The organism is Lunatimonas lonarensis, from assembly GCF_000390185.1.
GTDB classification, from domain to species: Bacteria; Bacteroidota; Bacteroidia; order Cytophagales; family Cyclobacteriaceae; genus Lunatimonas; species Lunatimonas lonarensis.
In genome coordinates this window covers 92,086-106,751 of record NZ_AQHR01000104.1, presented here as the reverse complement: position 1 = coordinate 106,751, position 14,666 = coordinate 92,086, and the positions used below count along the sequence as shown (strand labels likewise).

Here is a 14,666-nt window from a genome sequence, read left to right as displayed (position 1 = left end):
CCAGTCGATTTAACAAAATATTTGTGTGAAGAGACGTGAAGACCAGAAAATATCATCTCAATCTTACCCTACAACCCGACTTTCTGAACAAAAAACGCTGCTTAACGGCATATAGGTTTTTCTAATAAACCATAAAACAGGCGCTAGGTGAACCGGAATCAGTAAGCATTATCGCTCTTGAATACCAGCGCCGTGAATGTATTTAGAATTATTTTGATATCAAAAAGTAGACACCAATTTTTCACGTAAAACAAATCAAAGCGAAACCTTCCGTAAATATCATGAAAATCACGAATTTCGCCTCTATAGCCCTTGATTTGGGCTAATCCGGTAATTCCAGGCTTCACCTGATGTCTGCACATGAAATTATCAATATTTTTTGCAAATTCTAGGTTCATAGGCATTGCGTGGGGCCTAGGGCCTACAATCGCCATATCTCCTTTAAGTACATTGAATAGTTGTGGCAACTCATCTATGCTGCTCGCCCTTAGAAATCTCCCAATTGGCGTAATCCGAGAATCCCCCTTGGTGGCCTGCTTAACATCCGCATCCTTATTAGCAACCATGGTCCTAAACTTGTAGCAATAAAAAGGCTCATTGTTTAACCCATGACGCAACTGCTTGAATAATACGGGACCTTTTGAGGTTACTTTTATTAATATGGCAAGCAACGGATATAGCCACGACAGAATAAATACAATCGCAAACAACGCCACACCAAGATCCAAAGCCCTCTTAGCGAACAACTTCCTCGAGTCCGTTGCGCAATCGGGTAGTTCGACTGAGAAATCAACCGCTTTTTCTGCACTTCCAAAGTACTGACTTACCTCCCTCTTAGTTATCACATTTTCCATCACCTCAGCTGTTTAATTTAGCACTCCTTCTTCTGTGAATTTAAAAAACATAAATGTATATTTGAAATACATTTTTACAAATATAAAACCAATTAAAATTCCCACCAAATTTTTTGCTGTGTTTTTGAAAAACTTTTTTTAGTATTTGTAATACATTTTTAGTCATTTGAATCGAAATATCCCCTAAAGCCAAAACACTCAAAAAGGTGTTTTTGTATAAAATATAAAAAATACAAAATTATAATTTTTCTTTTGCGTTTCTAAAACACTTTTATTCTGAAAAGAAGTAAATCAACCTAACAGTGGGAAATGCAGCTAGTTGCTGGCTGAAAACAGATAAAATGGGATAGTAATTGCTGCCCAAAGATCAATATGCTTTTTCCCTGCGAAACAGGACGGTATATCCAGTCCAAAAAAGGATCTTAACGTCCAGGAAAAATGACCAGTTTTTTACATAAAAATGATCCAACTTAACCCTACCGTAAATATCATAAAAACATTCTACCTCACCCCTGTAGCCCCTACACTGTGCTAGACCGGTGATGCCTGGCTTCACTACGTGGCGAAAAGAATAATTGTCAACCTCTTTGGCAAACTGATTTCCCATGGGAACCGCGTGCGGCCTGGGGCCCACCAGCGACATTTCACCTTTCAGCACATTGATCAACTGAGGGAGTTCATCCAAGCTAGTCTTTCGAAGAAACCTGCCAAATCGGGTAACCCGAGGATCTTTTTTGGTAGCTGCCTTTAAATCTGAATCCCCATTGATCCGCATGGTTCTAAACTTGTAGCATTCAAAAACCCTATTTCCCTTCCCATGCCTACGCTGCTTGAACAAAACAGGACCACGGGAAGACAACTTGACACCCAACGCAATCAACGGAAACAACCATGACATCACGAAAATCAGCAACCCGACAGTAACCGCCAAATCCAACGTACGCTTAAGTCTCAACTTTGATGCATCAGAATAAAAGACATCTCCGCGTGCAGTCACGAACCCACTAATAGTAGGATAATAAAAATCGACACTTTTTGACTGCTGTAAAAACTTCTCCATACTGACAAAAGGCTTAATTTCTCCTTGTCACGACAAACTATTTTCTGTATTCAAAATACATTTATGCAAATATATTTAGTAGCAAGTTAGCATGCAAATCTTTCAATTTCAAATAATCCCGAAAGGCCCAAAAGAAGCAAATGCGCAAATTACCATTTTGGTCTAGCCAACATCAAAAAACAAACCAAAATCAGGTCGGTGTACGATTTATCCATGAAAAAAAGTGGCTGAGCCACTTTTTTTAACTTTAGCTTTCGGTTGAAAAAAAACAGAAATTAATGAAAACTCTCTTTTACCAGGTCCACAAAAAGCTTGACCTTCCCTGGATCCAGATCGGGGTACAATCCGTGACCAAGATTAGCAATATGCCTAGCCCCTTTAAATGATTCCAACATCCGTCCTGTTGATTCACGGATAGACTCCTCTGAGCCGTATAGAGCTGCCGGATCAAGATTTCCCTGAAGTACCTTGTTATCCCCTATCATGGCCCTCGACTCGGTCACCTCCATGTTCCAGTCCAATCCTACCACATCGCAACTTAACTGTCCCATCTCCCTTCTGGCAAAAAAGGCACCCTTTGCAAAGACCGTAACGGGTACTTCCGTAATTGCATTGCAGATGGTCTCTATATACCGTAGAGAAAACTCCCGATAATGATCCGGAGGCAAAATACCCGCCCAAGAATCAAAAATCTGAACCAAATTGGCTCCCGCTTCTATCTGGGCCTTTAGGTACTTGACCGTGGAAATGGTAATCATTTCCAATAAAGTATGTGCCAAAACCGGCTCTTGGTACAACATCGCCCGCGCAGTAGAGAACGTCTTGCTTCCCGAACCCTCCACCATATAGGCGAAAATAGTCCAAGGAGCTCCAGCAAAGCCGATCAAGGGTACCCTGCCATTCAATCCCTTCTTCGTGATTTTGATTGCATCCAACACATAAGAAAGGCTGTCCTTAACATCTGGAACATGAACTTTCTTAAGGTCTGAGGCACTTCGTATCGTTGCAGGAAACCACGGCCCCCTCTTTTCCACCATTTCGTATGGCAAGCCCATTGCCTCGGGGATGACCAAGATGTCCGAAAAAATAATGGCAGCATCGACACCAAGGATATCCACCGGCTGTATGGTCACCTCAGCGGCCAAATCAGGGCTCTTTGCCAACTCGATGAAACCGCTAACGCTGTTCCGCACAGCCCTGTATTCGGGCAGAATCCTACCCGCCTGCCTCATTAGCCATACAGGAGTCCGCTCCACCTTTTCTCCCTTGATTACCCGCAACAATAAATCGTTTTTCAATTGCATGCCGCAAAGATAAGCTATCGTTACAAAACATAATCAAAAAAAGCTGGGGAATACAAGATCCCCCAGCTTCCTAAAATATACCTGATAAAGGCTATTTACTTGAACGTAATACGCTTCACATCTTTTTCAGTCAGCCCCAGATACTTCATAACGGTGTCCATATCTGAAAAATCCATACGAGCACCCTCCCCGGCAAAAAAGCCTGGCATGTACACAATTCGAACTATCTGATTCTGTGTCCATTCCGGACCTATCGATGCAGGATTGATATTGCTCTCTATAAAAATTGAAATGGTCTCTGTACTAAACTCAAAATTATAGTTAAGGAATCCTTGATCAAATACCACCAATTGCGGCATCAATCGCCAAACCGCTCTACCGTTGGATACTCCCCACTGAATAAAAACCAAAAAATTATCATCTTCAAAGGGAAAACCATCCACATCAAAAGAAACAACGACGTATTGCGCGGGATCCTCGGTTAGGTCGGCGAAATTCACCTGTCCTTCAAAAACCAAATTCACGAAGCTGACACCATCCTCTCCGTCTTCACCGTCCCGTCCGTCTTGACCGTCAAAACCGGGAGGACCTTGTGGACCCTCAGGCCCTTCGCATGCCGGAAATAACGTAACCCCAAGCAACACGGCAATCCATAGAATTTTTCTCATATTAATTAATTGGATAGTTGATATTATACAGGAAGGGTAGAAATATAGACGTATATTTCCTTAAATCCAACTACTTTGAAGCAAGCGCAAAAAAAAAGCAACCAATCGTTGACTGGTTGCTTTCTTAGAAAGTCTTTTTCTCTCAAAGTCAGCGGGTAATTCTCGGAATATCTGCCTCCTCTACCCCCATCATTTTCAACAGTCCTTCCATGTCATTGAAATCCATCCGTGCATTGATAAAGTCGGCAGGCAATATCAAAACTCTAAATACTTGGTTTTGCAAAAAACTGGGCTCAAGACCGGCAAGATCAAAATTGCCCTCTAGGTAAATCGAGAAATCGATACTCGAGAAGTCATAACTGTAACTGAATATCCCATTGGTGTGATAGACTGTCCTAGGCAACGGCCTCCATATATCCCGCTGATTGGCCACTCCTTCTAACCGAAATACCAATACCTTGTCCGACTCGAAAATCTCGAATCCAAACTCGCCAAACACACTATACTCTCCCTGCGCGGTAAACGTAGCGTCTACCTCAAAAACCTCTCCCAAGATAGTGCCTCCGTCCTGACCGTCCAGGCCATCCAGACCGGGAGGCCCCATTGGTCCCTCACAGGAAAATAAAAAAACCGTAGCCAACGCTAATACAGGCCAATTCACCAATCTCTTACATTTTACCATCATTCGAATAAAATTATAGTGATACATTCTTCTAACATCCAAAATCATACCAAAACAACGTGCCTACCCGCTAGTCCATCGACTTCAAGGGTGCCCAAACCTGTACCCTGTCCGCTCCGATAATCCGGTCTATAAACACGTCCTGAAGCATCAACCCATTGTCCTCAGCGAATGCCATGATTTTATCCTTCACTTTCACCGGTGACGGCATAACAAATCGATGGGCATTTATCTCCGCTACAACAACCTGATTGCACGGCACCTCCAATTGATCAAAGCCAATAGGTAAATCAGCAGCAGCATCCGTTCCAACAAATACCCGCATCGTATCTCGCTTTCCAGCAGGCTCCTCGTAATATATTGTATGGAGTATACTTCCTGGACTGCCTGAAATGAGCCACTCTACACTGCGAAAACTCTCTCCCAGCCTTTCATCCTGCGGTGTCCCTTCAAAATACAGCCCTGCTAGCCTAATTGTTCTACATTCCTTTAGCTCAATGACTACCGGATTGAAACCTCCCAGCATGTAGTACCCCGCAGCCACAGCCGAAAACAACAAAGCCAAAGCCAATGATCGCTTTGCCATACCTTAAAACAAGTACCTTACACCCAGCCCACCTTGAAGCTTTAGGTGCCCCGGACGATCCACCAACTCAAGAAACAACCCTACTTCCGCAAACACACTTATAGGAAGATCCTGGAAAATATACTCTGACCCGATAAAACCTTCGGGCCCTAGGTCAACGTTGGTTCTGGATTCGTTTCGGAAAACAGTCTGATCGGCAGGGTTTGGCGTGAAATACACGTAATTCACACGCACGCTTCGAAGCTGCGCACCCAGTCCAACGTAAGCCAGCAAGGTACCCTCTGTAATGTTGAATTCAGAAGTGATGTCCTCGTGGTAAGCAACCCTGCCACTCAAGGAAAGGGCGTCGGACGCCGTATGCCCTTGATATACGGCGGAAGACAGGGGACGGTTGTTTTCAAAGGAGCGACGATAATAGGCTCCGCTATTCGGACTACCTCTACCTACCAGTGCCTCTATTGAAAACCGGTCATCTAGGTCAGTTTTATAAGTGACCGAAAAAGGCTCTCCAAGCCTCAGCCCAAGCTGATGCTGTTGGGCAAACGAAAAAAAGGGCAGCGTAGCGAAGATCAAAAACAGTAGCTTTTTCATTAATCAATAAATCTTGGTACGTATGGTTGGTTCAATTTTCAGGTATAACGCAAAAACAAACAGCATCGGATGGAAAGCAGCGAAAAAATTATCCGGTTACCATGGATTTCAGCTGCATTTGATGGAGCTGCGCATAGTAGCCGCCTTTACGTAGCAAAGAATCATGAGTTCCTGACTCCTTTATTTCTCCCTGATGCAGGACAATGATCTTATCAGCTCGCTGAATGGTAGACAGGCGATGGGCGATAACTATGGAAGTGCGCCCCTTCATCATCTTTTCGATGGCCTGCTGAATCATCTCCTCGGTCTCTGTATCTACCGATGAGGTCGCTTCGTCCAAAACAATTATCTCAGGATCATACACCATGGCTCGGACAAACGAAATCAACTGACGTTGCCCCACCGATAGCGTAGCTCCCCTTTCCTTCACGTTGTATTCGAGGCCTCCTGGCAAACGCTCAATAAATTTCCTTGCCCCTACCAAATCGGCCGCTTCCATCACCTGTTCTTTGGTAATTTCAGGATTTCCAAGGGTGATGTTATAGTAAATTGTATCTGAGAACAAAAACACGTCCTGCATTACCACCCCGATGTGCTTCCTCAGGGAACCAAGGGAATACTCACGGATATCCTTGCCGTCTAAAAGAATCCTTCCTTGGTTGATCTCATAAAACCGACTGATCAAATTGATTACAGATGACTTGCCCGCACCAGTCGCGCCCACCAGTGCCACCGTCTCCCCGTGCCTAACATCAAAATTGATATCCCGAAGCACCCAATCCTGCCCTACATAAGCAAACCAAACCCCTTCGAAAGAAATACTTCCATTGATTCGGTCAGGAGCGACACTTCCTTCATCTGGAATCTGTTCGTTGTTTTCCAAGAGTTTAAATATCCTTGCTGAGCTTACTACGCCCATTTGAAGCGTATTAAACCGATCAGCAATCATCCGAATAGGCCTGAAAAACAACTGCAGATACATGATAAAAGAAATCAAAACGCCTACTTTCAGATCTAGATCAAAAACCCCCGTAGCGCCATACCAAACGACCAACCCGATGCCAATCGCCTGAATAATCTCGGCTACGGGATAATAAACAGAGTAATAAAGAACCGATTTCAAATGGGCCTTTCGGTGCTCACGGTTGATTTCTTTAAACTTTTCGAACTCCCTTCGTTCACGGTTAAAGATCTGAATGATATTCATACCCGTGATGTGTTCCTGTAAAAAGGAATTGAGATTGGAAACCGCATTCCGTACTTCATTAAAGGATTCCTTTACCTTTTCCTTAAACACATAGGTGGATACGATCAACAGTGGCAGCGTACTTAGGCTCACCAAAGTCAAACGCCAATCGACCCAGAACATAACCAACAAGATGGCAACCAACTGTAGAAGATCCCCAATGATGGATGCCAGCCCCTGACTGAACACATCCGCAAGGGTCTCAATGTCGGAAATGCTACGGGTTACCAATCTACCAATGGGCGTATTGTCAAAAAATTTAAGCCGCATCCGTAATAAATGTCTATACAGCTTTGTGCGAATATCCCGGATGATTACCTGCCCAATCCATCCGGACAAATAGGTATGACCAAATTGTACAATGGCATGGAGCAAGAGCAACGCAACCAAAAAAACGGTAATGCGCAAAAGCCCCTCTCCGTCACCTATACTAACGAAATCGTCTATTGCAATCTGAATGAGCAGGGGCCTTGTGGGCGCAAGTACCGCCAAAGCTACGGTCAAAAACACCAAAAAATAGAACTGCTTCTGATAGGGCTTGACAAATTGGTAGAGCTTACTAAGGACATCAAAGTCAAGTATCTCTCCACTGCTTACGTTTTCTTTATCTAAACTCAAAATCCTTCTATTAAACGAAAATATGTACCGGATAAAGCACTTCCGAAAGAAAAAGCCCCTGCGGCGGAGCGGAAGACCCCGCCTCCACCCGTCGCTTTGCCTTAATAATGCCCTCGAATTCCTCTAATGTCATCCTTCCTCTCCCAACTAATACCAAGGTACCGACGATCGCCCGCACCATTCCCCTGAGAAACCGATTGGCGGTTATATGGAAAATCAAATGATTGGGTTTTTGTTCCCATTTGGCAGATTTTATTTTGCAGCGAAAATGGGTTGCTTCCGTTTTTACCCGACTGAATGACTCAAAATCATCGAAGCGAAGAAGCAAATTCGCAGCCTCATTCATTTGGGGAACATCCAACTCATAAAAACACCTCCAAACAAGCCCGTCCTCAAATGGGTCCTTTCGGAGTCCGATCACGTACCTGTAACTTCTCCAGGTGGCATCAAACCTCGCATGTGCATCTGGTGCCACCTCCCTCACGTCCAAAATCCCAATGTCCGAGGGTAATACCGCATTGACTCTTTTCAGGAAATCGGAGGACGCACCTAGCTCGTCAATGTCAAAATGAGCGAATTGTTGCAGTGCGTGAACTCCGGTATCTGTGCGCCCGCTGCCCATGACCTGAATAGGTCTCCTCAGTATTTTTGACAAAGCGCGCTGCAGGGTGTCCTGAACCGAACCGGCATTCTCTTGAATCTGCCAACCGTGGTAGTTTGTGCCCTTATAGGCTACTTCGAGAAAGTACCGCTTCATCTTATCTTTTTGTTTTGCAAAGATAGGGTAAGCATGAAAAATAAGCCCGCTTTACCGTTAAACCTTGCGAAAAATGATTTTACCACCTTACTTTGTTCAAATTTCTGCAACATGATACAACGAATTCAGTCTGTTTTTCTGCTCTTAGTGGCAATTGCCATGTTTTCCCTTCCTTTCCTATCCATCTGGGTTCAGGTAAACCCTGCGCAGACCGAACAACTAAAGCTAACAGCCTGGTCCTTTGAGAAGACATCGATTAGTTCAGGGGAAATCATTGAAGCGAACAACCACTACCTCATCGGAATATTGGCCATTATCGCGGGGGCCATTGCCATATACAGCCTGATACAATTTAAAAACCGCACAAGGCAGATGTTTTTGAACATGATCAACTCTCTGGTGATGGGTATCGCTCTCGGTGCAACTGTTTTTTTGAGTTACCGGGCAAACGATGCGTTTAACCCCCAGGCTACAGGTGCCTATATCATCGGATTTTACACCATCATTTTCGGTCTCATCATGAACATGCTCGCAAACCGCTTCATTCGAAAAGACGAGATGTTGGTACGATCCATAGATAGAATAAGATAAGGAGCCTGCCATGAAATCGGAAACCGCCGCCATTCACCTATCCAATAACACCACCGACTCCAACCGTCCAGTCATACAGCCGGTCACGCTCTCCACGACATTCCTTCACGGAGAGGATTCAATCGTGTACGGCAGGTTTGACAATCCGAACCGGGCTTCATTTGAAAAAGTGATGGCTGCGCTTGAGCATGGAGTTGACGCAGCCGCCTTTTCATCGGGCAATGCCGCTGGCTCGGCGTTATTTCAGACACTTCCTAAAGACTCACATGTAGTTGCGCCATTGGATATGTACCATGGATTACAGAAGCAGCTGCTCGAGGTCTTCAGCCAGCAACTTTCCGTCACCTTTATTGACATGATGAAACCGGATCAGGTTCGTGAGGCTATTACTCCAGCTACCCGTCTTATATGGATAGAAACTCCTTCCAATCCCCTCATTCAAATTACAAACATCCCGGAAATAAGCCGAATAGCACGCGAATCAGGCATACCGCTTGTGTGTGACAACACCTTTGCAACGCCTATCCTTCAAAACCCTCTGGATCTAGGTGCAGACATTGTCATGCACAGCGCTACGAAATACATAGGAGGTCACAGCGATGTGATGGCGGGCATCCTCGTCACGAGGCACAACCATGAATGGTGGGAAAAAATCAAAACAGTGCAGGCGATCGGCGGGGCGGTTCCGTCTCCTTTCGATTGTTACCTACTCTGCAGAAGTGTAAAGACACTCGCTTACCGGGTAAAAGGACATTGTGCCAACGCATTGGCAGTGGCCGAATTCCTACAAAAACATCCGGGCATCGAAAAAGTAATGTATCCCGGGCTTCAAGATAACCCCTACTATCAACTTGCCTGCGAGCAAATGAGGGGATTTGGCGGAATGGTCACCTGTTTAGTAAAGGGTAATGCAGAGGAAACAGACCGGTTTGTAGCGTCACTAGCGTTTTTCAGCAACGCAACGAGTCTGGGAGGAGTAGAAAGCTTGATTGAGCGAAGAGCCCGTGTTGAAGGACCCGACTCTAAGTCGCCGGAAAACTTGGTTCGGATTTCTGTAGGGCTAGAACATATAGAAGACCTTATCAGTGACCTTGCCCAAGGATTGGACCGATTACACTAATTCGCCTTTCGTTTTCCTATGATTATATCACTGCAGTCTTTTTGGGTTCTGATTGCGACATACGGATCATTTTCAGCGGCTTCAGGATCGGTTCATCCTGTAAATTATCATCTAGTCGTCTAATGCTTCCTTCAAAATCACAGCCCGCCTCTATCTCGATATTGGAAGAAGTGACCTCTCCCCTGACTTTTGAGGTAGCTGTAAACCGGGCCAAGCCTTTGATGGAAAGATTGCCTATTATTTCTCCCATTACGCAGACCTCCTGTGCCCAGACATCTCCCTGGATCGAACCGGAGGGACTAATCACCAATTTCCTTTTGGTTACGATCACTCCTTTTATTTCTCCTTCAATACGGATATCGCTGTTCGAGTGAATCTCGCCTGTCATATTCAGGCCTGCGGCAAACACAGAGGTGGAACTTGCCACGCCAAGCTCTTCTTGGATTCTTTTGTCTTTAGACCACATTGCTGTTACTTTTTAGCTGAGAAAAAAACAGCATACCGCATATCACCGCGGTAGGAATATTCCTTAGGTTTAGGATATCCTTGACGCAATGATTAAACTAATTTACAAGTAGTTAGATGGGGTAGGGTGCTGTTAAATTGCTCTCTAAAGAAAATAACAAATGGAATAGAATCCAAATGATCCGCAAATAAATTTATGAATCCGGGAGAATTGAACCCCATTAGCCAGCCCAGCCCTCCCTATCCAAACTCCTGTATTGGATCGCTTCGGCAAGATGCTCCACTCTGATATCATCTGATCCAGCTAGGTCGGAAATGGTCTTAGAGACTTTCAGAATCCGATCGTAAGCCCGTGCCGACAGGCCGAGCCGTTCCATCGCCGTCTTCAGAAGAGCTTTCCCGGCATCATTTATCACGCACACTTCTTTTACCATGTGTGAAGGCATCATAGCGTTGCAATAAACATCTTTATGTCCTTCAAACCTAGCCACCTGTCTTTCCCTTGCATTTGTGACACGTTCCCGGATGGCACTACTAGACTCAGCTTTCCTGTTTGAGGTCATCTCATCAAACCTCACGGGGGTTACCTCCACGTGCAAATCGATCCGATCCAGAAGAGGACCACTCACTTTGTTCAGGTACTTTTGAACCACACCAGGGCCGCAAACGCACTCCTTCTCCGGATGATTGTAATACCCACAGGGGCAAGGGTTCATACTGGCTATCAACATAAAGTTTGCCGGAAAATCCACAGATACTTTTGCTCTCGAGATGGTTACCTTCCTTTCTTCCAATGGCTGACGCATCACCTCAAGTACCGTCCGCTTAAACTCGGGAAGTTCATCCAAAAACAAAACACCATTATGGGAAAGAGAGATCTCACCAGGCTGGGGATTGCCTCCTCCCCCCACCAAGGCTACGTCGCTGATGGTGTGATGGGGCGACCGAAATGGTCGCTGAGCTATTAGGGACGCCGATGCGCCCAATTTACCCGCCACTGAATGGATCTTGGTGGTCTCAAGCGCCTCATGTAAACTCAAGGGTGGCAAGATGGAGGGCAATCGCTTTGCCAACATCGTCTTACCTGCTCCCGGAGGACCGATCATGATCACATTGTGCCCTCCCGCAGCGGCAATTTCCATGGCTCGCTTAATATTCTCCTGGCCCTGAACATCCGAAAAATCAAACTCGTAATCTGTAAGCGAATGATAAAAAATATCTCGGGTTTCTGTAACCGTGGGATCAATGGCCAAGCTGCCCTCTAGAAAATGAATTGCTTCCTCTAAGGTCTCTACACCTATAATATCCAGGTTGTTTACGATGGAAGCCTCTGCCGCATTTTCCCTTGGAAGAATGAATCCCCGATACCCTCGCCTTCTTCCCTCAATAGCAATGGGAAGCACCCCTTTGATGGGACGAAGCGCACCGTCCAAGGATAATTCGCCCATAATGAGGTATTCTTCCAATGCCGGAAATACCACCTGCTCAGACGCCTGCAAAATCCCCATGGCAATCGGCAAATCGTATGAGGAACCCTCCTTCCGAATATCAGCCGGAGCGAGGTTAACGACTACCTTTTGCCGAGGCATGCGGTATCCGAAGAACTTCAGAGCGGACTCTACCCGCTGCTGACTCTCTTTCACAGCACTATCGGGCAGACCTACCATGTAGAAACTGGTACCCTGGCCAACGTTCACCTCGATGGTAATCAGCTTGGCGTCTACTCCAGACACCGCACTACCAAAAGTCTTTGCAACCATCCAAAATCAGTTTAGCTACTACAAAAACATTTTCCAAAATCGGGGTTTTACCCAATAAAAAGCGTTATTTGAAATTTTCTCTTGGCTTAATGGATGACGAATCCCGATCCGTGATTTCCCCACTGTCCATTTTGCGGTCTAACCTACCAGATTTATTTGCCCTTTCCAAATCAAAAAGCAACGCCTTTAATTCCTTCTTTTCCGTCTCAACAGAGGCGACTTCTTTCATAAGGTTCCGCTTCACCAAGGATGTAGATCCCCAAACCAACAAATGTACTAGCAAGCCCACCAGCATCCAACTCACTACTAAACTTGATTCAAGGGGTTGATCCCACATCCTATCATAGGTCAAGAAAAACACCAAAGCTACGCCGAAAAATAATGCGCTTATCAACTGAAGTATACTGTTCACCTTTTCCATCGTCAAAATCATGTTTTGGTTTAAAATACCTAAAGTTACAAAACCGAACCCACAGCTAAAAGGTTTTTCGCCATGCCTTTTTTACAAAGCCCCCCTATCTAAAAAAAGCCAATAGCAAAAATCAGGATTTGATGCAGCAGTATCACCTTTTTACTGTCAAAAATTATAATCAAATCGAGCCATATTCAACCGTAAAGACACCTGTAAAAAATGGGTTTCTTCCGAACGGGCCGTTTCAATCATATACCTGTTCCGGTAGGTTGCCCCCAGGTCGAAAAACATATTATGCCTTACCATGAAAGTTGCCACCAGGTTACCCAACCACACCCTAGTTGGGTCTCCTTGCCCAATCACGTTGCCAAAAAGTCCAGTGCTATTATTGACTCGATTCTTTAGCAAATCCCCACCAAAGTTTGACAAGTCATCCGGATCCGCTCCAAAATACTGGTATACCAAAAACCCTTGGAAATTTAGACGGGGAGTCATTTGGTAGCGCAAAATACCCACTCCTTCGCGAAAATTTGCCCCTAATGGATGGGTCAACGGAGTCCGGTAATTGGTAAAAGACTGGAAATCAAATTTTTCTTGGTAGGTATAAGGCCTGGCCTGATTGTACTCCAGCTGGAGATCAAGATTTGAAACCCCTAACAGATCAATCGCCTTAATGCCGAACTGCAGACCATACTTATTGCGACTGGATTGCTTACCACCGATTCCAAAAAACTCGTTGAACACAAACTCGTCGAGCGCGAACTGGCCATAGGCCTGCATTCGCTTGGGAAGATTCCACTTCATATCCAGCCCCAACATTACTTTATCGGGAGATCCTAGTTGATGCTCTACCCATCGGTGAAAAATAAGTGGACTTAGGTAGTTCCAATCAAACTGACTGGCCATTACTGACTCAAAAAGGCCTACATTTATTCTTCTCCCCAGGTTTGCGGACAGCCGATGATGGCTAAACCATTTCTGGGGATAGCGTCCATCTGTCGGTGCCCCTCGGTCATAGAGCACGTCAGCGTTCATTTGTCCCCACAGGTTGGTAAGGTTCAACTTCCAAATGTTGGTATTGATCTTAAGAAACATGTACGGGTTGGAAAAATCGGACAAGATCATAGACCTATATCCCTCTCCTACAAAATTACGGTCCTGCCCAAACTGAAGCGACACATGTTCGGTAGCCTGAAAGGAAATATATCCGGTTGCAGAAAGAAACGAGTATCCGTCCCCCCCATACCTCTTCCAGAACCCCTGCCCCGGAACCGCTCCATTGCCGACCGCATAGGATGCCACCCAGGTTGGAAAACGTAGTTCCGTTGTAGACAAAAAGGTATAGAATCCGATCTTTCGATCCACACTACCTCGCACTTCCATTCCACGGGTATTCCTAAACCGCGGATTACTTTCGCTAGGTTCTGCACCCACATTTAAGTACAATACGGGATTTATGTGCAGATCAAAGGACCTGTCCCGGTAGTAAAAAAAATCGGAAGGTGTTTCATAGATAAATCGAAGCGGACTCAGGTCGGACTCCGGTGCGTTTTCATAAATAAACTCCCAATTATCTCCGGCCAGATAACGGAGATTAAACTGATCCTTCGAATTAACAAAAACCGAATCTTCAGCTAGCTTACCAATATAGTCTGCTACGTGATCCCGCCGATAGGGCTTTATGCCGGTATGAAACCCTTCTATAAAATTGCCACGTTTAATCTCGTACCGATCCACTAGGTGATAATATTCCCGATTGAAGTTGATATAGGCACTTTGTCCAACCCCCCCCACGGTAAAGCCAGTAGAAAGAAAAAACAAAACCAAAAATCTCACCATTATCCCGATCGATCCATTAATTTGCCTGACCAAGGGGTCACCCTACCTACCCCATTGCACAGGCTAAAGTAAACTTTATCTCTGAAATTCAATCGCAACACTAAAGTTTTTAT

At 45.0% G+C, this 14,666-nt stretch carries 15 protein-coding genes; 2 read left to right on the top strand and 13 right to left on the bottom strand.

The window, feature by feature from the left end; all coding sequences use genetic code 11:
• Positions 1-158: 158 nt before the first annotated feature.
• The 9 genes from ADIS_RS18090 to truA all read right to left on the bottom strand — a co-directional run bounded on the left by ADIS_RS18090 (position 159) and on the right by truA (position 8,366).
• Positions 159-854 (bottom strand): sugar transferase, encoded by a 696-nt coding sequence (locus ADIS_RS18090; RefSeq protein WP_010856127.1) that lies wholly within the window; start codon positions 852-854, stop codon positions 159-161.
• Between the two features lie 367 nt (positions 855-1,221).
• Positions 1,222-1,914 (bottom strand): sugar transferase, encoded by a 693-nt coding sequence (locus ADIS_RS18085; RefSeq protein ID WP_010856125.1) that lies wholly within the window; start codon positions 1,912-1,914, stop codon positions 1,222-1,224.
• A 275-nt stretch (positions 1,915-2,189) separates the two neighbouring features.
• Positions 2,190-3,218 (bottom strand): uroporphyrinogen decarboxylase, encoded by a 1,029-nt coding sequence (gene hemE / locus ADIS_RS18080; protein ID WP_010856124.1) that lies wholly within the window; start codon positions 3,216-3,218, stop codon positions 2,190-2,192.
• A 95-nt stretch (positions 3,219-3,313) separates the two neighbouring features.
• Positions 3,314-3,886 carry a hypothetical protein gene (locus ADIS_RS18075; RefSeq protein WP_010856123.1) on the bottom strand — a complete coding sequence of 191 codons (573 nt, stop codon included), beginning with the start codon at positions 3,884-3,886 and terminating at the stop codon, positions 3,314-3,316.
• A 148-nt stretch (positions 3,887-4,034) separates the two neighbouring features.
• Positions 4,035-4,571: a hypothetical protein gene (locus tag ADIS_RS18070; RefSeq protein WP_155907600.1), complete on the bottom strand. Its 537-nt coding sequence runs from the start codon at positions 4,569-4,571 to the stop codon at positions 4,035-4,037.
• 67 nt (positions 4,572-4,638) lie between these two features.
• Positions 4,639-5,154, bottom strand: a complete 516-nt coding sequence (locus ADIS_RS18065; protein ID WP_010856120.1) for a hypothetical protein — start codon at positions 5,152-5,154, stop codon at positions 4,639-4,641.
• 3 nt (positions 5,155-5,157) lie between these two features.
• A complete protein-coding gene (locus ADIS_RS18060; RefSeq protein ID WP_010856119.1) occupies positions 5,158-5,745 on the bottom strand; it encodes a hypothetical protein in 588 nt (195 codons plus the stop codon).
• Between the two features lie 88 nt (positions 5,746-5,833).
• Positions 5,834-7,609 carry an ABC transporter ATP-binding protein gene (locus ADIS_RS18055; protein WP_010856118.1) on the bottom strand — a complete coding sequence of 592 codons (1,776 nt, stop codon included), beginning with the start codon at positions 7,607-7,609 and terminating at the stop codon, positions 5,834-5,836.
• 10 nt (positions 7,610-7,619) lie between these two features.
• Positions 7,620-8,366, bottom strand: a complete 747-nt coding sequence (gene truA, locus ADIS_RS18050) for a tRNA pseudouridine(38-40) synthase TruA (RefSeq protein WP_010856117.1) — start codon at positions 8,364-8,366, stop codon at positions 7,620-7,622.
• 111 nt (positions 8,367-8,477) lie between these two features.
• Here truA and ADIS_RS18045 point away from each other — a divergent pair, with 111 nt between their 5' ends.
• Positions 8,478-8,957 (top strand): DUF4293 domain-containing protein, encoded by a 480-nt coding sequence (locus tag ADIS_RS18045; protein WP_010856115.1) that lies wholly within the window; start codon positions 8,478-8,480, stop codon positions 8,955-8,957.
• A gap of 10 nt (positions 8,958-8,967) precedes the next feature.
• Entirely contained in the window at positions 8,968-10,077 is a 1,110-nt protein-coding gene (locus ADIS_RS18040; RefSeq protein ID WP_010856114.1) for a trans-sulfuration enzyme family protein, read from the top strand.
• Positions 10,078-10,099: 22 nt separating this feature from the next.
• Here ADIS_RS18040 and ADIS_RS18035 read toward each other — a convergent pair whose 3' ends face one another.
• The 4 genes from ADIS_RS18035 to ADIS_RS18020 all read right to left on the bottom strand — a co-directional run bounded on the left by ADIS_RS18035 (position 10,100) and on the right by ADIS_RS18020 (position 14,553).
• Positions 10,100-10,543 carry a bactofilin family protein gene (locus tag ADIS_RS18035; protein WP_010856113.1) on the bottom strand — a complete coding sequence of 148 codons (444 nt, stop codon included), beginning with the start codon at positions 10,541-10,543 and terminating at the stop codon, positions 10,100-10,102.
• A 220-nt stretch (positions 10,544-10,763) separates the two neighbouring features.
• Positions 10,764-12,302 (bottom strand): YifB family Mg chelatase-like AAA ATPase, encoded by a 1,539-nt coding sequence (locus ADIS_RS18030; protein WP_010856112.1) that lies wholly within the window; start codon positions 12,300-12,302, stop codon positions 10,764-10,766.
• Positions 12,303-12,366: 64 nt separating this feature from the next.
• Complete coding sequence (locus ADIS_RS18025) at positions 12,367-12,735, bottom strand: hypothetical protein (protein WP_010856111.1); 369 nt, start codon at positions 12,733-12,735, stop codon at positions 12,367-12,369.
• 144 nt (positions 12,736-12,879) lie between these two features.
• Positions 12,880-14,553, bottom strand: coding sequence for a hypothetical protein (locus tag ADIS_RS18020; protein ID WP_010856110.1), 1,674 nt, complete (start codon positions 14,551-14,553; stop codon positions 12,880-12,882).
• Positions 14,554-14,666 lie beyond the last annotated feature (113 nt).